At 41.2% G+C, this 17,139-nt stretch carries 16 protein-coding genes; 10 read left to right on the top strand and 6 right to left on the bottom strand.

All coding sequences use genetic code 11. The features are described from left to right. Positions 1-74 precede the first annotated feature (74 nt). Entirely contained in the window at positions 75-452 is a 378-nt protein-coding gene (locus ICL16_RS17525) for an ectoine synthase (RefSeq protein ID WP_190830057.1), read from the top strand. Here the strand turns inward: ICL16_RS17525 and gntT are convergent. Both gntT and ICL16_RS17515 read right to left on the bottom strand, forming a co-directional pair. Beyond that, on the bottom strand, positions 449-1,801 hold the full coding sequence (gene gntT, locus ICL16_RS17520) for a guanitoxin biosynthesis MATE family efflux transporter GntT (protein WP_190830055.1): 1,353 nt from the start codon (positions 1,799-1,801) through the stop codon (positions 449-451). The genes ICL16_RS17525 and gntT overlap by 4 nt on opposite strands. A gap of 100 nt (positions 1,802-1,901) precedes the next feature. Continuing rightward, positions 1,902-3,314 carry a hypothetical protein gene (locus tag ICL16_RS17515; RefSeq protein ID WP_190830053.1) on the bottom strand — a complete coding sequence of 471 codons (1,413 nt, stop codon included), beginning with the start codon at positions 3,312-3,314 and terminating at the stop codon, positions 1,902-1,904. 437 nt (positions 3,315-3,751) lie between these two features. Between ICL16_RS17515 and ICL16_RS17510 the strand changes: the two genes are divergently transcribed. Together ICL16_RS17510 and ICL16_RS17505 are read left to right on the top strand one after the other, a co-directional pair. Further along, positions 3,752-3,985, top strand: coding sequence for a hypothetical protein (locus ICL16_RS17510; RefSeq protein ID WP_190830051.1), 234 nt, complete (start codon positions 3,752-3,754; stop codon positions 3,983-3,985). Beyond that, complete coding sequence (locus ICL16_RS17505) at positions 3,966-4,391, top strand: putative toxin-antitoxin system toxin component, PIN family (protein ID WP_190830049.1); 426 nt, start codon at positions 3,966-3,968, stop codon at positions 4,389-4,391. Before ICL16_RS17510 ends, ICL16_RS17505 begins: the two co-directional genes overlap by 20 nt. A gap of 32 nt (positions 4,392-4,423) precedes the next feature. Here ICL16_RS17505 and ICL16_RS17500 read toward each other — a convergent pair whose 3' ends face one another. Both ICL16_RS17500 and ICL16_RS17495 read right to left on the bottom strand, forming a co-directional pair. Next, complete coding sequence (locus ICL16_RS17500; protein ID WP_190830047.1) at positions 4,424-6,136, bottom strand: diflavin flavoprotein; 1,713 nt, start codon at positions 6,134-6,136, stop codon at positions 4,424-4,426. Positions 6,137-6,341: 205 nt separating this feature from the next. Beyond that, entirely contained in the window at positions 6,342-8,060 is a 1,719-nt protein-coding gene (locus tag ICL16_RS17495) for a diflavin flavoprotein (protein ID WP_190830046.1), read from the bottom strand. A 504-nt stretch (positions 8,061-8,564) separates the two neighbouring features. Here ICL16_RS17495 and ICL16_RS17490 point away from each other — a divergent pair. The 5 genes from ICL16_RS17490 (at position 8,565) to ICL16_RS17470 (ending at position 15,582) form a co-directional block, all read left to right on the top strand. After that, a complete protein-coding gene (locus ICL16_RS17490; protein WP_190830041.1) occupies positions 8,565-10,283 on the top strand; it encodes a hybrid sensor histidine kinase/response regulator in 1,719 nt (572 codons plus the stop codon). Beyond that, positions 10,280-12,616 (top strand): response regulator, encoded by a 2,337-nt coding sequence (locus tag ICL16_RS17485; protein ID WP_190830034.1) that lies wholly within the window; start codon positions 10,280-10,282, stop codon positions 12,614-12,616. Before ICL16_RS17490 ends, ICL16_RS17485 begins: the two co-directional genes overlap by 4 nt. 15 nt (positions 12,617-12,631) lie before the next feature. After that, positions 12,632-14,644, top strand: coding sequence for a PAS domain S-box protein (locus tag ICL16_RS17480; RefSeq protein WP_190830032.1), 2,013 nt, complete (start codon positions 12,632-12,634; stop codon positions 14,642-14,644). Further along, the gene (locus ICL16_RS17475) at positions 14,634-15,014 is read left to right on the top strand and encodes a response regulator (RefSeq protein ID WP_190830030.1); all 381 of its coding nucleotides are present in this window, start codon (positions 14,634-14,636) and stop codon (positions 15,012-15,014) included. The genes ICL16_RS17480 and ICL16_RS17475 overlap by 11 nt, the downstream gene beginning before the upstream one ends. A gap of 157 nt (positions 15,015-15,171) precedes the next feature. Then, positions 15,172-15,582 carry a protein tyrosine phosphatase family protein gene (locus ICL16_RS17470; protein WP_190830029.1) on the top strand — a complete coding sequence of 137 codons (411 nt, stop codon included), beginning with the start codon at positions 15,172-15,174 and terminating at the stop codon, positions 15,580-15,582. Positions 15,583-15,678: 96 nt separating this feature from the next. Here ICL16_RS17470 and ICL16_RS17465 read toward each other — a convergent pair whose 3' ends face one another. Both ICL16_RS17465 and ICL16_RS17460 read right to left on the bottom strand, forming a co-directional pair. After that, positions 15,679-15,900 carry a type II toxin-antitoxin system HicA family toxin gene (locus ICL16_RS17465; RefSeq protein ID WP_190830028.1) on the bottom strand — a complete coding sequence of 74 codons (222 nt, stop codon included), beginning with the start codon at positions 15,898-15,900 and terminating at the stop codon, positions 15,679-15,681. Beyond that, positions 15,890-16,096: a type II toxin-antitoxin system HicB family antitoxin gene (locus tag ICL16_RS17460; protein WP_190830026.1), complete on the bottom strand. Its 207-nt coding sequence runs from the start codon at positions 16,094-16,096 to the stop codon at positions 15,890-15,892. Before ICL16_RS17460 ends, ICL16_RS17465 begins: the two co-directional genes overlap by 11 nt. Before the next feature lie 162 nt (positions 16,097-16,258). On the opposite strand from ICL16_RS17460, the gene ICL16_RS47285 reads away from it, so the two are divergent. Continuing rightward, positions 16,259-16,363 (top strand): DUF4058 family protein, encoded by a 105-nt coding sequence (locus ICL16_RS47285; protein ID WP_337907052.1) that lies wholly within the window; start codon positions 16,259-16,261, stop codon positions 16,361-16,363. Positions 16,364-16,422: 59 nt separating this feature from the next. Continuing rightward, positions 16,423-16,908 (top strand): DUF4058 family protein, encoded by a 486-nt coding sequence (locus ICL16_RS17455; RefSeq protein WP_337907053.1) that lies wholly within the window; start codon positions 16,423-16,425, stop codon positions 16,906-16,908. Positions 16,909-17,139 lie beyond the last annotated feature (231 nt).

Raw genomic sequence — 17,139 nt, 5'->3', positions numbered from 1 at the left:
GAGACGCTGCGCGAAGGCGCTCTTGGCGTCTTGGCGGTTCATTAAAAAAGTAACGTTCAGAAGTTAAAATCAAGATGATAATCAGGAAGCTAAGTGAAATTGTTCATACAGAAAGAGACATTGCCTGGGGAAATGGGCAAAGTCGTAGGTTTCTGATTGAAACAGATGGAATGGGCTATTCACTCACAGATACTATTATTTACCCAGGCACAGAATCACTTTTAGAATACAAAAATCACAAGGAAACTTGCTACTGTCTTGAAGGAGAAGGGGAGGTAGAAGTAAATGGTGTTGTCTATCCAATTCAACCAGGCACTATGTATGCTCTTGATCGACATGACAAACATTATCTTAGAGCAAAAACGCCCCTGAGACTAATATGTGTATTTTCTCCCCCTTTAAAAGGAAATGAAGCCCACAACCTTACGAATGGCGAAAGTTCTTGTTACTAATGCGTGACAACAGTATTTTCTTCAACAACACTTTCAAATGTGTTGGGCAATTGTACCGCAAGCGCCAGCATTCTAATAGCGTAGAACAAAGACAAAGCCAACCACAAGATATGGTTACTTTCAAACTTACTGGCGGCAAAAGCAGCAGGCGCAAATCCCACTGTTATGGCAGCTAAGCTCACATTGCGGAGAGTATGCCCTGCGGCTAAACCCAAGAAGTACCCTTCCAATATCCAATCAATTGAAACGCATACAATTATGAGTAGCACCCAGGGAAGAAAAATTTCAATGTTAGAGGTGACTTCGGTATGGTTGGTTAACAACCCAAAAACGGTGTTAGGAAATAACCAACACACTCCGCCGAAACACAGCCCTACTAGCAGACTACTGACAACAGAAACATAGGCTAGGGGTACTAACTGTTGTGAAGCTCCTTTCCCTTTAAAGTTTCCACTCAAAGTTGCTGTGCTGAATCCCATTCCTTCAGCAACATAGCTGCTCAAAACGGAGATTTGCAAGAGCAAGGCATTTTGAGCATAGATAATTGTCCCCATCTGCGCACCCTCGTACCTAAAGGTGAAGATGGCAAAGAAAATCAGGAAATTGCTGACAAAGATATTTCCATTGAGACTTAAAGTGGAGTGTATAGCTGTTATGTCCCAGATTTTTCCAGCTATTGCTCGTACCTCTTGCCACTTAATTTCTGTACATAAAAAAATCAATCCTACCAATAGAAATAGGTATTGGCTTGCAGCATAGGAAACTCCTGCTCCCATACTTTCCCAACCTAAGCGGACAATCAAGAGGTAGTCGAATAAGATTTTAGCACCATTGCCAATGACAGATAAAAGCACTACTAAACCATTTTTTTCTCGTCCTAGAAACCAACCAATCAAGACAAAATTGAGCAAAATTGCCGGAGCGCCCCAAATTTGGGCGTTGAAATAGGCAAGCCCTGAAGCTTTTACTTCTGGAGCAACATTGAGCAGGGCAAAACCCAGTTCTCCCAAAGGGTACTGCAAAAGTACGATCGCGCTCCCTAGCACTAAAGCAATTAAACCATTACGCAGTCCCACTAACAACACAGCTTCTGTGTCATCTCTTCCCACAGCTTGGGCTGTTACCCCAGTTGTACCCATTCTTAAAAATGTGAGTACCATGTAGAGGAAGTTAAGTATATTTCCTGCTAGGGCTGCTCCTACTAAATGGTGGATTTCACTGAGATGACCCAAGAAGATGATACTGACTAAATTTGCCAGTGGCACCATGATATTAGACAGCACATTGGCTAGCGCCAGTCGGAAGAAGCGAGGTACGAAATCATACTGACTTGGGAGGATCAAGTTCATAAATTAACTTCTAGTGACCAAAATCTTTACTCAAACAGAGTATACTTTTTACATTACTTTGGATTATATTCTTTATTTGTGCGATCGCTCACCATAGAGTTTAAGGGTGCTGAATAATTTTGCGGATTTGATTAGCTTCTTGTAAGCTTTTTTCTACTCCTCCTTCTTCAATTCCTTTAACATAGTTAATTTTGATTTCTTCCAGCAAATCGATTAGTAAAGAACGAATTTCCTGGATGTTCTGTTGATTTTGGATTGCTACTTGTAACGCGGCACCGAAATTGTCAATCAAACGATTGGATAGTGTTGCTGCCTCAGGATCTTCTAATAAAGTTGTCATAGTGGTGTAAGCTGTTTGAGAAATATCTTTTACTAATTGCTCTGTTAACTGAGTGGGTAATTGATTTAATCCAGGAACATTCTGCAGTTGTTGATAGGCAGGAGATTGACTCAGAATAGTTTTAATGCTATGATGCAGCATTGCTTCTATATCTGGTTGAATTTTCGGCACAACTTGATAAACTGTGAGGTGAAGGATGCGTGTGGCGATCGCCTTAATTTCATCGGTATTATTAATATCAATATAATGGCGCGTTTGTGGTCTTAAGAACCAATCTATAATTTTACCATTTTGAATTGCCTCTTGAATTTGAGTAATCAAACGAATCGCGACAATTTCAGTTATTTCTTCAGCAAAATTAGCAGCCACATCCTCATTAATTTGCTTGCGGATAAGTTCAATATTGATTAAATTAGCTTGGTTAAGGCGAACGATTACAGGAATGATTCGTAAGAATCTCCAGAATGGTAGTAGTAAGAAAATATCGTACCAACGCTTTAGTATTGCTTGTCGCCAAGTTAACTCAATTTCTCGGCGACTAATCAAAAAGGTGCGCCCGATTAATTCTAAGGTAAATAACACAACAAATGGGAAGTCAATCAGCCAGAAACGATTGATAGGCTTACCGTTAATGCCAATGTGGCGGTAGTAGTTGGTTTTGATTAATGGTTGAATCTGAGTATGAAAAAAATTAATTTCTGATTGCCAACCAGCTTTCTGAAGATACGGCTCACTCCAAAATAATCGGAAGGCTTGATGCGCTGATTCCATCTTCATGCGATCGCGCATTAAATTCTTAATACTTTCTAGAGTACCACTTTTATTAGCTCCAGCAAAAGGATTATCTTTAATCATCTCATCACTAAGATCCCGCAATTGAGCCAATAAGGTTTCTGTCGCCGATGACTCTAATCCTGTCGGCAAAACCTGTTCTAATTGATATACTTTATTGAGATAATTTTGCGTATCTCGATGAGGCTCAATGCCTTTAATGGGGTCATATAACTGAGTTAAGCTGCTCATTTCCTGTAAGTATAAATCACGCCAAGGTATGTAGCTCATATCAAAAAATACTAAAAATAAGTTAACTACAGCAATTATTGCCATCAATCGGTTAAACCAGAGGTGACGACGGGTTACGGGTTCTTTGGTAAGTTCTGGAGAGAATAGCATAGTTGGTTAATTGTATTTATTCCTCAAAAAGTATGAAGTTTTTTCGGAAAACTTGCAAACATTTTTGCCCATTAGTAATAACTGATGTATTTGTCAATACAAGTAGGGGCAGATTGTCGGTGGAACCCCCCAGCCCCCCTTGGCAAGGGGGGTACTAAATCCCCTCTTAAAAATAGGGGTTTAGTATTCCCTTGAAAGAGAGTTTAGTGTCCCCCAACGCATCGGGGGGTTGGGGGGTTCAAATCTAACTATATAGGATACATTTTTTCGGTGTTTATTAACACTTTGAGGAGAAAAATAAGAGTGTAATTTTATTCAGTGATATTTATAATATTTTTGTAAACATCAACAAATATTAGTTTTATCTATAGGAGGATTGTGAATAGAGAGAAGAATGGTAGAGTGATATATAAAAGATCAAGGAGCCTTTAGTAATTATGGAAATCAAAGAAAACTTTCTAGATGAACGCGATACAGACGATCATCTTAACTTTGGTTCTTATAAACTCAGCCCAATCACTGAAGCGGAAAAGGCTAAAGCTGAGAAAATCATTGCTAATGGTTGGAATATAGCAAAAAACTCCCCGCACTGCTCACCGGAAGAAATTTGGGCAGATTTTGATGAAATTCGCGCTCGGATAGCAGCAGAAAGTGACAGAAAATCGGCTTAAAGTTGTAATAGACACCTCTGTTTTTATTGCTGCATTGTTAAGTAAAAATCCGACAAGTGCTGCTGTGAGGATTGTAGATTGTTGGAGTAACGGACAATACACTTTAGTCACATCGCCTCAACTACTAATGGAGTTAGTTGTCGTTTTGAGTAGACGTGGAGTATCTGCAAAAAAATTACAAGACTTAGTAGCAGCGATCGCTAAAACTAGTTTATTCATTCCTGGAGCTTATGAAGCAACACGATTAGATCACATCGATCCAAACGACAACATGTTTTTAGCAGCGGCTTATGAAGCAAAAGCTAATTATTTGGTGAGCTTAGATACTCAATCTTTGTTGCCTATTAAATACTATCACGGCACACAGATTCTCAGCCCTGCGCAATTTCTAGATGTTTTAAATTAAGTAGGGTGGGCAATGCCCACCCTACCACCTAATTAATAATGATTACCGGCTTTGCGATGATGGACAGCAGTAACGCTATCAGATTTTAGTAGTTTACCATTGTCAACAGTTGCATACACAACCCAGTGATCGCCACATTCCATGCGCTTATTGACAGAACATTCAAGATATGCTGCGGCATCAGTAAGAATGGTACAGCCGTTATCAGCAACTCCTGTGGGAAAGTTGGCGAATCTGTCTTCTCCTGGGGCAAAAGATTTACGGAAGTGCTTCATGTACTCTTGATGATTGCCTTCAGGAAGGATATTTAAAGCAAACTTACCACCTTGATGCATTAGCGATTCAATTGCTCGATCTTTAGCAACAGCAACTGAAATACCGGGTGGGTTAAAAGTAGCTTGAGAAACCCAAGCGCCTAACATCCCGGTAGAGACTTCACCCTGCTTTGCTGTAAGTACGCAAACTGAACCAACTATTCTACCTACAGCTTGTTCCATTGGAGTAGCAGCTGCTTGGGGCAAACGCAGTTTTTTCGCTTTCCTCAAAGCTTGGGCAAAGTCTGTACCAGTTTCTTCAATCTGCTTGAGAGCAACATCAGAGGGTTTAAACTTTACTCGCGGAGTTTCAAACCCAAATCGATATCCCGCATCTCGGAGTTTACCTTCCACGAAATCAATCGCTTCGCCACTCCAACCATAAGAACCAAATACCCCTGCTAACTTACTGTTGTCACCAATTGATAACACAATACCCAACGCAGTGTGAATGGGTGTTGGTGCATTACCACCGATTGTGGGAGTACCAATGATAAAGCCATCGGAACTTTCTACAGCAGCACGGATTTCATCAGGCTGAGCAAATTCGCAGTTAATCGACTCCACAGCTACCCCGCCTTTGGTCAAGCCAAGAGCCATCGCCTGTGCTAAAGTTGCTGTATTTCCGTAAGCTGAGGCATAAAGTAGCGCAACAGTGATCTCCCGCTCAGTTTGAGAACGACTCCATTGTTCATAAGACTGAGTCAATTCCATCAAACCATAGCGAACCAAGGGACCATGAATTGTAGCATACATTCTCACTTGCAGTTCGGAAAGTTTCTCCAAAGCAGCTTGTAAGTGAGTAGCATGGGGAGCCATGAGACAATCAAAGTAGTAACGCTGATCTTCCTTTAAGACATCCCAGTCTTCATCAAAAACTTCATCGCTACAAATATGCGCACCAAATAGCTTATTCGTATAGAGAATTTGCGTCTGTTGATCGTAGGTACATAATCCTGAAGGCCAACGTGGACTAGGTATAGGAACGAATTTTAAAACATGTCCCTTGCCTAAGTCTAGAGTTTCTTTTCCGCGCATCACGATTACATTCAATTCATGATTGGGGAAAGTAGCACGTAAATTGGCAGCAGCAGGAAGAGAACAAACAAAGGTTAGCTGTGGGGCAAGTTCGAGAAGAGCTTTGAGAGTTGGCACTCGGTTGGGATTAAAGTGTCCTAAAATCACATAATCCAACCGTTGTAAGTCAAAGCTTTGTTGTAATGCGTCTAAATATATTTGGGTAAAGGTTTCTGGCGGTGGATCGATAATTGCTGTTTTATCTCCAGCTATTAAATAGCAATTTGAAGTGGTACCCCTAGCTAGTGCATATTCTATTTCAAATCGCAGACGTGTCCAACTCCGCGCTCTTATCAGTGTAGTGTTGGTAGCAATGGGCAGAACCTGTACATCGCGAGGATTTGAATTGTTCATAGTTTTTGTGTGAAGGGATAAGATAGCTTGTTGTTAATTGCTAATGGCTAATTGCTAATTGTTAATTGTTAATTGTTAATGGCTAATTGCGCAGTGTTTTTTACTATTAGCAATTAGCATTTTTACTATTAGCAATTAGCATTTTTACTATTAGCTATTAACCATTAGCAGCCTTAACAGATATGCAAGTTAATTTCGCAACAGTTTAGTAGTAATTCCCAACTTTGCGATGACGCACGGCTGTTAGTCCGTCGGGGTTGGAAACTCGACCATCAGAAACTGTGCAGTATAATAGCCAGTGGTCACTACATTCGATGCTGCTGACAACAACGCATTCCATGTAAGCGAGAGCGTCTGTGAGAATTGGGCAACCGTTTTTCGCTGTTTGGGTTTTTATTCCGGCAAATCTGTCAGCACCGGGAAGCAAGCGTTTGAGGAAGTGTCTCTTGATATCCTGATAGTTTCCTTCTTCTAAAACGTTGAGTACAAAGCGATCGCCTACTTGCATCAACGAGTCAATTGCTCTATCTTTAGCTACAGCTACTGTAAATCCCAGTGGTTGTAAACTAGCTTGAGCTACCCAAGAAGCAACCATTGCACCTTGAATTTCATCTTTTTTGGTGGTGATAATATATAGTCCGGTGCTAATTCTACCGAGCGCTTTTTCCATGTTCACATCAAGGGACTTTATTTGCTTGATGTTGCGCTCACGTACAATTAATTGTCCTAAGTCTACCCCTGCTTCCTCACACAATTGGAATGTGGCTTTTGTCGGAGCTTCTCTCATCCGAATTGGTGGGAATGCTTCTTTGATGCCCATGTCGATAAATTTTCTGCGTAGGGGATCGATGGGTTCATCATCTTCGCCGTAACACTCAAATAATCCGATTACTTGCTTGTCTTTGGCAACAGATAGCAATGAACTAATCCCTGCATGAGCCGCGACATTGGCACTTGGGGGCATACCGATGACAATACCAGATGCTCTACCCGCTAGTTCTTGTACTTCGTGGGTTTCGGCTGTGGTTAAATCCATCATTTCCACGCCTACTTCTGTTTTTTGTACTCCCTCAGCGATTGCTGCCGCTAAGCGATTGCTGTAGCCGTAGTCTCCGGCATAGTATACGGCAACTATTGTTTCTGCCTTCGCTTGTTTTTGGCTCCAATTTTGGTAACATTCCCGCAATACTTCCAGGTTGTGGTATAATAGCGGTCCGTGACCGTTGGCAACGATTTTAATTTTACCTAATTCGCCCATTTTCTTCATGGCGTTTAGCAAGGAACGGGCGTTAGGACCCATGAGGCAGTCGTAGTAGAATTTAAAGTCGGGTTCGATCGCCTCTAAGTTCACGTCAAAGGTGTCGTCGCTACAATAGTGCATCCCAAACGCATCACAAGTGAAGAGGGTTTGGGTTTTGCGATCGTAGCTAAAGATTGTGTCAGGCCAGTGTAAGTTAGGTGCGCTGACAAATTCTATCTCATGTCCTTGACCTAAGTCAATGCGATCGCCACTCTTGACTATCCGCTTGGAAAATGGATCGTGAACCAGGTTATCTAGAAATTGAAGTGCTACTTTTGACGCTAAAACTGTAGCTCTGGGCGCTAATTGCAAAACATCTTCAACTAAGCCGCTATGATCTGGTTCTGTGTGGCTGACTATTATATAATCGATTGCCTTTGGATTCACAAGGCTTTTGAGAGTATCTAAATACAATTGGCGAAACTTCGTGTGAGAAGTATCCACCAAAGCAATGCGATCGCCTTTAATTAGATAAGAGTTGTATGTCGTACCGTTTTGTAGTCCGAATTCAATATCAAAGCGATCTCGATCCCAATCAAGGCTGCGAATCGCCGTTGTGTTAGGAGCGATTTCGACAGTTTGTATAGTTAGCCGTTTTTGGGCGTTCTCTGTGAGCGCTACCATTCGTCGTCTCCCTTGCACAAATCATCAGTCCTCTTTATTTTGCTCATAAATATTTTTGTAAAGTTGTCAAATATTTGCTATTTTTCTAAATTTATTTTGTAGCTTATATTTCTATTTATTGGCAATATTTTTAACTACAAAACTGTTATTAATAATCTTTTTCTATTGATAATAATTATAGCTAAAAAATCGGTTGGTTTTCCTAACTATGAATTTAATAAATATGACAAAAATAAGATTCTCTTAGATTCCCGACTTCGTAAAAGTTGTCGGGAATCTAGTTTACCCTCACAAAATCATCACAATTTTTTAATAAATTCAGTATTGGAAAGCTTGCGTGATGGAGATAACCATGAGCCTTAATAAAGGTAAGGGCTAAGAACACTCATTCCGTTAAAACGGACTGAAAAAGTTATATATTCAGTGTAAGTACTTATAACATATTTTACTTTATTTTGTTTACGGTAATAAATTAATACCATTAATCTACTAGTAGGAAAAACCATGACAAATATGCTACAAAAAAATGAGGCAGCCAGGTTGCAAGCTTTACTAGACTACCAGATTCTTGATACTGAGCCAGAAGTAGCGTTTGACGAACTGACGCATTTAGCGGCATATATTTGTAAAACCCCTGTTGCCTTAATTAGTCTGCTTGATACTAATCGCCAATGGTTTAAGTCGAAGATTGGTTTGAATGTCAATCAAACACCACGAGACATTGCATTTTGTAATCATGCAATTGTGCAACCAAATGTTTTAATTGTTACAGATGCACTCCAAGATGAGCGGTTTGCAACTAACCCTTTAGTAACCAGCCCACCTCATATCCGCTTCTATGCTGGTGTACCTCTAATTACACCAGAGGGGTATGCGCTAGGAACACTTTGTGTGATAGACTTTAAACCAAGGGAAATAAAAGAGCAACAGCTAGTTGCCTTACGTATGTTGGGTCGTCAAGTCATGGCACAACTGGAGTTAAAGCGTAAGTTATCAGATTTGGCATACTGTAATAGCGATCGCCAGCAGGTACGAAAGCAAATAATAGAACAAAATACGGCTCAGAAAAAACTTGAATCGCAATTATTTCGCTCTCAGCGTTTGGAAAGCATAGGTATACTAGCCAGCGGCATAGCTCATGATTTAAACAATATCCTGACACCCATATTGATGACTGCTCAACTTTTACAGACACAAATTCAAGACGAGCGCAGTCGGCACTTATTGTCTATTCAAGTAAATAATGTCAAACGCGGAGCTAATTTAGTTAAACAGGTGTTATCATTTGCCCGTGGCATCGAAGGTAAGCGGACAAATGTTCAAGTTAGACACATTATTTTAGAAATTAAACAGATTTTGACAGAAACATTTCCTAAATCCATTGAAGTTTGTACGGACATATCATCAGAACTTTGGACTGTTTTTGGCGATCCCACTCAACTGCATCAGGTATTAATGAATCTTTGTGTCAATGCTCGCGATGCCATGGCTGATGGTGGTATATTAACCATCTCGGCTGAAAATTTGGTCATTGACGAACACTATGCCAAAATGAATCTTGATGCTCAAGAAGGTTGCTACATCGTCATTACTGTTTCTGATACTGGAACGGGTATTCCGCCGGAAATAATTAATAGAATTTTTGAACCATTTTTTACTACTAAAGAAGTAGGTAAAGGTACAGGGTTGGGTCTTTCTACCGTAATTGGTATTATTAAAGGATACAGTGGTTTTGTCAACGTCTATAGTGAGGTAGAAAGAGGCACCAGATTTAAAGTGTATTTAAAAGCAGACGAGCAAAAAGAACCACAGCAAGCACAACAGTTGCAACTAATTGCTGGCAATGGTGAATTGGTGTTGGTTGTAGATGATGAAGTGGCAATTCGCGACACGATTAAATCAACCTTAGAAGCATATAACTATCAGGTACTAACTGCCAGTGATGGGATCGAGGCATTAGCCATATACGCTCAGTATCAGCAGAAAATTAATTTAGTGTTACTCGATATAATGATGCCTTCGATGGATGGAATGACAACTATCCGCATGTTAAACAAAATGAATCCTCACTGCAAAATTATTGCTATGAGTGGACTAGAGTCAAATGCTAAAATAGCACAAGCAATCAATCATGGGGTGAAAGCATTTTTGTCTAAGCCCTGCACAGCAAAGGAATTATTACAGACGATTAACGAGCTCAATAGCAGGAATGAATCTCAATGAGGATTCTCATCGTAGAGGATGACGAGTTTACTGCTACAGCACTCGCAACAATCCTCGAACACCAAAATTATGCCGTAGAATTTGCAATGGATGGTCAAGCTGCTTGGGATTTACTACAAGCTTTTGACTACGATCTGATCATACTTGATGTTATGTTACCCAAATTGGATGGCATTAGTCTTTGTCGAGTTGTGCGTAAGCATGATTTGAAAATGCCCATCCTCTTACTTACAGGTAAAGACAGCAGTCATGATAAAGCGATGGGGCTGGATGCGGGAGCAGATGATTATCTCGTCAAGCCTTTCGATGCAGAAGAATTAGTTGCGCGTGTACGTGCTTTATTACGTCGAAGCAACTCTACTTTACTACCTGTACTGGAGTGGGGTAGTCTACGCTTAGATACGACAAGTTGTCAAGTGACATACTCTACACAACTTGTCAAAGTGACGCCCAAGGAATATGCTTTGTTGGAACTGTTTCTGCGCAATCCTCAACGTATGTACAGTTGTAGTGCAATCTTAGATCGCGTTTGGTCTTTTGACAACACGCCAGGAGAAGAAGCAGTTAGAACTCAAATTAAAGGTTTGCGCCAGAAGCTAAAAGCAGCAGGAGCTGCTAGTAATTTGATTGAAACTGTCTATGGCATTGGGTATCGTTTGAAACCAATTGGTAGAGACGTTGCAGGCAACGTCTCTACAGAGGAAAATCAACAGCAGCAAACATTGGCAGCATTAGCTGGTGTTTGGGATCGATTTAAAGATAGAGTTAGTCAGCAGGTATCAGTAATTGAACAAGCTGTAGAAGTTGTATGGCAAAATACGATCAGTAGAGACGCCATTAATGGCGTCTCTACCTCATTACTAACTCAAGCCTCCCAAGAAGCTCATACATTAGCAGGTTCACTTGGCACTTTTGGTTTGAATGAAGGCTCTCAACTTGCAGCCTGTATTGAAAATTATCTGCACACGGCAATTGACAATAAACAAGCAAAGCATCTGCGGAAATTGGTACAGCAATTACGTAAAGAAATTGAGCAACCTCCTCAGTATGAAGTTTCAACATCTGTGACATCAGATGAAAGTCCCAAATTATTAATAATTGATCGAGATATCCAACTTGGGAATGAATTAGTTACCCAAGCAGAAATTCAAGGAGTCACAGGAGAAGTAGCAACTTCGCTGTTTGAAGCTCAGGAGAAAATCAGGCGTAATCCACCCAATGTCGTGTTACTCGATCCTGCTATTGGCAACACAACAGAAGAAGGTTTGGCACTGTTGGCACAATTACAGCAAACCTCATCAATCCCAGTTTTGATTTTTACAGCTAGTGATAGTTTGGGTTCTCGCTTAGAAGTGGCTCGTTTAGGTTCTCGCGCTTTTTTACAAAAACCGTTACCTGTAACTCAGGTAATGGAAGCTATTAACCACGTACTACAACCAAATGATACTGATTTAGAAGCAGTAGTTATGGTTGTAGACGATGATCCTCAGATTTTAGCTACTTTGCGGACTTTACTGATTCCTTGGGGAATTAAGGTAATTACTCTTGAAGATCCTCGACGATTCTGGGAAACTTTAGAAGCATCAACACCAGATTTACTAGTCTTAGATATTAAAATGCCCCATGTCAGCGGAATTGAACTTTGCCAAGTGGTGCGCAACGATGTCAACTGGGGCGGATTGCCCATTCTTTTTCTGACAGGTTACACTGATGCCACGACTGTGCATCAAGTTTTTGGTGTTGGTGCAGATGATTTTGTGAGTAAACCAATTGTTGGACCAGAAGTAGTTACTCGCATTCTTAATCGTTTGGAGCGTGTCAAGTTACTACGCACTTTAGCTGAAACTGATCCTCTTACTACAGTATACAACCGAAATCGGGCAACGCAAGATTTGAATAAGTTCTTGCGTTTGAGCGTGCGGCAAAAACAACCACTTTGCTTGGCTATCCTAGATGTGGATAACTTTAAATATGTTAACGATACTTTTGGACATGCAACTGGTGATGCGGTGTTACGCCGATTTGGGCAACTACTGCGGCGCTCGTTTCGTTCTGAGGATGTGGTTTCTCGTTGGGGTGGTGAAGAGTTTGTGGTTGGGATGTACGCTATGAGTCGCACTGAGGGTGTGCAGCGGTTGAATAAGGTGCGAGAAACTTTGCACCAGCAGGAGTTTATTGCTGTGAATAAAAGTAAGTTTCGGATCACTTTTAGCGCTGGTGTAGCTCAGTGTCCGGAAAATGGCACTGATTTACAATCATTATATATGTCTGCCGATGCCGCACTTTATCAGGCAAAGGCAGCCGGACGCGATCGCGTTGTAGCTGTAGTTTAATTAAGTATACAGTATATGAGAGCTTCCTTACATAAAGAACTAGCAGATATCAAGTTTGCTTTAGATGAGTCTTCGATTGTCGCGATTACTGATTTCAAAGGCACGATTACTTACGTTAATGATAAGTTCTGTGAAATTTCTAAATTTTCTCAAGTAGAATTGTTGGGACAAAACCACCGCATTATTAATTCTGGTTATCATCCCAAGGAATTCTTTCAAGACATGTGGGTGTCTATTACCAGTGGGAAGGTTTGGAAAGGTGAAATCAAAAACCGTGCTAAGGATGGAACTTGTTATTGGGTAGACACTACTATTGTACCATTATTAAATAGTGAGGGAAAACTTTATCAGTATGTGGCAATTCGTAGTGATATTACTGAACGTAAACGGGCAGAGGAGGCTTTGCGACTAAGCGAAGAACGCTTTCGCTTGTTGGTGGAGAGTGTAAAAGACTACGCAATATATATGCTCAATCCAGATGGATATATTGTCAGTTGGAATGCTGGGGCGGAACGTATTAAAGGTTACAGTACATACGAAATTCTGGGTCAGCATATTTCCTGCTTTTATCCAGTAGAAGATATCCAAAAGGGTAAGCCAGAGCAAGAACTGAGGATAGCTGCGGTTGAAGGTAGGTTTGAAGACGAGCGTTGGCGTGTACATAAGGATGGTACGCGGTTTTGGGCAAATGCGATCGTCACAGCTTTATATGATGAGTCCGGAAATCTCAGTGGTTTTTCTAACGTTATTCGTGATATTACTGAGCGCAATCGCAATGAAGAAGCTCTACGTAAAGCTAAGGATGAGTTAGAAATGAGAGTGGCAGAGCGTACAGCAGAGTTGATTGGTGTTAACGCTCAGTTGAAGTCAGAACTTGATGAGCGCAAGCGCACCCAAGAGGCTTTGCGTTTATCTGGGGAAGCGCTCGAACGGCTTAGTCGTCAAAATGAATTGATTTTAAATTCTATGGGTTTGGGCTTGTGCGGATTGGATAAGTCTGGTAAAGTCACATTTGTTAATTCAGCCGCCGCTAAACTGTTGGGGTATCAAGTATCAGAGTTAATTAACCAGCCGATAGAGATGATTTTGCCTTTGTCGAAGCCAGATGGAACACCTTATACCTTGACAAATTCTCCCATTTATGAGTCACTGTGGGATGCGTCAGTAAATCAAGTAACTAATGAAGTATTTCGGCGGAAAAATAATTCGAGTTTCCCAGTTGAGTATGTGTCAACTCCAATTCAAGAACAAAATGTGATTACGGGAGCAGTGGTTACTTTTAAGGATATAACCGATCGCCAAGAAGTGGAGCGGATGAAGGATGAGTTTATTTCTGTTGTCAGTCACGAACTTCGCACACCCTTGACTTCAATTCATGGTTCTTTGGGTATGCTCAAGAGTGGACTGCTAGATCCTAACTCGGAACGGGGTAAACGTCTACTAGAAATTGCAGTAGATAGTACTGATCGCTTGGTACGATTAATCAACGATATCTTGGATATTGAGCGCATTGAGTCGGGTAAGGTGACGATGGTGAAACAGGCTTGCAATGCAGCTGAAGTGATGAGTGAAGCAGTAGATGTGATGCAATCTATGGCACAACAATATGAAGTAAGTTTATCTATTTCACCAGTAACAGTACAATTGTGGGCAGATAGCGATCGCCTAATCCAAACTCTTACCAATTTGCTCAGTAATGCGATCAAATTCTCGCCCTCAGGAGCAACAGTTTGGTTGAGTGCGGAAATTTTAGAAACTCCCTCACTTCCCCACATTTTATTTAAGGTGAAAGACGCTGGGCGAGGTATTCCCGCTGACAAGTTGGAAACTATTTTTGAACGCTTTCAACAAGTTGATGCTTCTGACTCACGTAATCATGAAGGTACTGGTTTAGGCTTGGCGATTTGCCGTAGTATAGTACAACAGCACTCTGGGCGGATTTGGGCTGAGAGTATCTTGGGTGAAGGTAGTAGTTTCTACGTCACTCTACCAATCTTTAATCAAGACGGTGGTGGCGATGGCAGTTAAACGCATTTTGGTGATTGATAACGAGGAGTATATCCGAGAAGTCGCTCAGATTTGCTTGGAAACTGTTGCTGGTTGGAAGGTTTTGACTGCTGCTGATGGGAAAACTGGATTAATCTTGGCGCAAAGTGAACAGCCTGATGCTATATTACTAGATGTGATGATGCCGGAAATGGATGGTCCTACGACCTTTCAACATTTACAGGCTAATGCTGCAACTCAGCACATTCCAGTGATTTTACTTACAGCTAAAGTGCAAGCTTCTGATCGACGTAGATATACATCTTTGGGAATGAAGGCAGCGATTGCCAAACCTTTCGATCCTCTACAGTTGGCAAATCTTGTCGCAGAAGCCTTGGGTTGGAATTTATAAATTGTTGTATGAACGATGAGGGAACGTCTCTACAGGATTTGGGTTTTCCTCACGAATTCCTCAAATTGTTTTCCTATGATCAACATCAACAATACTTCTATTTATTCATATAAAATTATCTATGGTTGTCATGAGACAGCCCGGAAGGGAGTCGTTGATGGAAACAGTGAGGAAGATTAATAATGAGTTGGCGATCGCTGGACAAGTTACACTAGAACAATTGCCGACTATTGCCCAATCAGGATTTAAGTCAGTGCTTAACTTGCGCTCGCCCCAGGAAGAAGGCTTCTTGAGCAATCAGCAACATAATGCTGAAGCTTTGGGACTTTTTTACCTGAATATTCCCGTTACATTTGAGACTATGAATTATGAAATTATTACCTCTGTATTCTGTGCAATTAATCGACTACCATTACCTATATTAGTACATTGTGATAGTGCTATGCGCTCGGCGGCGATCGTTTTAATGTATATTGCCGTGCGCCAAGGTGCGACTCTCCAAGAAGCATTTAACCAAGCTGAACAATTAGGCTTATTCAAGATGCTTCATCAGAAGTCAACGTGCTAATCCATAATTCATTAGCTATGGCGGTTATCATAAGTATGAAATACACCTCTTGTGGGGGAGGCATCTTGCCTGCCCCGCTAGGGCGACGACAGGCAATTACAAAGCGTTAAACTCTTCAACACTGATTCCGGCTTGTCGTAGAATACTGCCAAGTGTACCAATAGTTATTTCCCTATAACGAGGCACAATCGCAGTCAAGGTTCCTTCATCTGTAGATTTGCCAAACTTAACGTGACTGCCCTTTTGACTAATTTCCTCAAAGCCAGCTGCTTCCAATTTACGTATCACCTCACGAAAATGTAGTGGTTTAAGCGGCACCGACTTCTACCTCAATTGTTTTGATTTGAGGAGTTATAGTAGCAACTGGTGGCTCAAAATGCAATGACAAAGCTTCACCCAAATTAGCTAAAGCCTCTTGTTCAGTCTCTCCCTGACTTGCAATGTCAACTTCTAGACATTGTGCTACAAACCAATTACCTTCAAGCCATACACTAGCAGTAAAATTTCGTTTCATAACTTCGACCGAGAGCGTTATTGTTTGTAATATTTATTGTGTCACAGCATTCATAGGAGATTACCATAGCTCAAATCTTGTTCAATCCTCCGCAACCTTAAACGAACTAGATGCGATCATATTTGCTAAACTGCTTGTAGGCGAGATTTATGGGAATCAACTATGCCTTTTCCCTTTACTGGAATGAATCCCTATTTAGAGCATCCATCTTTATGGTCTGGTGTTCATCATAGATTGATTAGTGCGATGCCTGCGGCAAGCCGCTGACGCTCGAAGACTCGCTACCGCTTCGCTAACGCGTCTACGCTAATGATTTAGCTCCCCAAATCCGCCCTAAGTATATTGTTGCCATTGAGGAGCGAGTCTATCAAATCAGCGGGGAGGAATCACTTCTGATTGGTGTTCCTGATGTCTCGGTGCAGCGAGCAAAAACTGTAACTAACAAAATCGAGTCTAGTGTTGCTGTTGTAGCTCCGACTGCGCAACCGATAGAGGCAACAATTCTTTTACCAGAAACTTTAAGTCCAAAAGTGGAGAGTGATTATCGGATTTTAGTAAGTCGCAGCGATAAACGTCCAAAAGCAGAACTTTATGCGTTTAATCTACCAGATAGAATTCCTCAGTTTGCTTTACCCTTACAGTCGCAAGATGCAGAACCCTGGGTTGACTTACAAAGGCTAGTGCATGAAATCTACGATCAAGGAGGGTACGATCTCAGACTTGATTACAGTCGAGAGCCAATGCCTAGTTTATCACAAACCAATGCTGCTTGGGTAGATAGGTTATTGCGGGAGCAACGATTGAGATCATAGCAGTGTTACTTATGAAATGTCCAAAAGGCTGAAGAAATCGCCTGCCCCCCTTATCCAAGGCTACGGTGTACACACAAGTCTGAAATAGCTAATAGACTAACCCCTCCCTAACCCTCCCCGAAAATCGGGGAGGGAATTAGATTTTTAGTTTTCCCCCGAAAATCGGGGAGGGAATTAGATTTTTAGTTTTCCCCCGAAAATCGGGGAGGGAATTAGATTTTTAGTTTTCCA

This window comes from Iningainema tapete BLCC-T55 (assembly GCF_014698965.1).
GTDB lineage: Bacteria > Cyanobacteriota > Cyanobacteriia > Cyanobacteriales > Nostocaceae > Iningainema > Iningainema tapete.
Note: the sequence above shows the minus strand (reverse complement) of the source record. Positions and strands in the feature narration are given on the sequence as shown.

Excerpts from the sequence above, each read along its gene's own strand:
- ICL16_RS17480 (WP_190830032.1), top strand. The coding sequence starts at position 12,632 with ATGAGAGCTTCCTTACATAAAGAACTAGCAGATATCAAGTTTGCTTTA.
- ICL16_RS17475 (WP_190830030.1), top strand. The coding sequence starts at position 14,634 with ATGGCAGTTAAACGCATTTTGGTGATTGATAACGAGGAGTATATCCGA.
- ICL16_RS17500 (WP_190830047.1), bottom strand. The coding sequence starts at position 6,136 with ATGAACAATTCAAATCCTCGCGATGTACAGGTTCTGCCCATTGCTACC.
- ICL16_RS17485 (WP_190830034.1), top strand. The coding sequence starts at position 10,280 with ATGAGGATTCTCATCGTAGAGGATGACGAGTTTACTGCTACAGCACTC.
- ICL16_RS17470 (WP_190830029.1), top strand. The coding sequence starts at position 15,172 with ATGGAAACAGTGAGGAAGATTAATAATGAGTTGGCGATCGCTGGACAA.
- ICL16_RS17495 (WP_190830046.1), bottom strand. The coding sequence starts at position 8,060 with ATGGTAGCGCTCACAGAGAACGCCCAAAAACGGCTAACTATACAAACT.
- ICL16_RS17460 (WP_190830026.1), bottom strand. The coding sequence starts at position 16,096 with ATGAAACGAAATTTTACTGCTAGTGTATGGCTTGAAGGTAATTGGTTT.
- ICL16_RS17515 (WP_190830053.1), bottom strand. The coding sequence starts at position 3,314 with ATGCTATTCTCTCCAGAACTTACCAAAGAACCCGTAACCCGTCGTCAC.
- ICL16_RS17490 (WP_190830041.1), top strand. The coding sequence starts at position 8,565 with ATGACAAATATGCTACAAAAAAATGAGGCAGCCAGGTTGCAAGCTTTA.
- ICL16_RS47285 (WP_337907052.1), top strand. The coding sequence starts at position 16,259 with ATGCCTTTTCCCTTTACTGGAATGAATCCCTATTTAGAGCATCCATCT.
- ICL16_RS17525 (WP_190830057.1), top strand. The coding sequence starts at position 75 with ATGATAATCAGGAAGCTAAGTGAAATTGTTCATACAGAAAGAGACATT.
- ICL16_RS17510 (WP_190830051.1), top strand. The coding sequence starts at position 3,752 with ATGGAAATCAAAGAAAACTTTCTAGATGAACGCGATACAGACGATCAT.
- gntT (WP_190830055.1), bottom strand. The coding sequence starts at position 1,801 with ATGAACTTGATCCTCCCAAGTCAGTATGATTTCGTACCTCGCTTCTTC.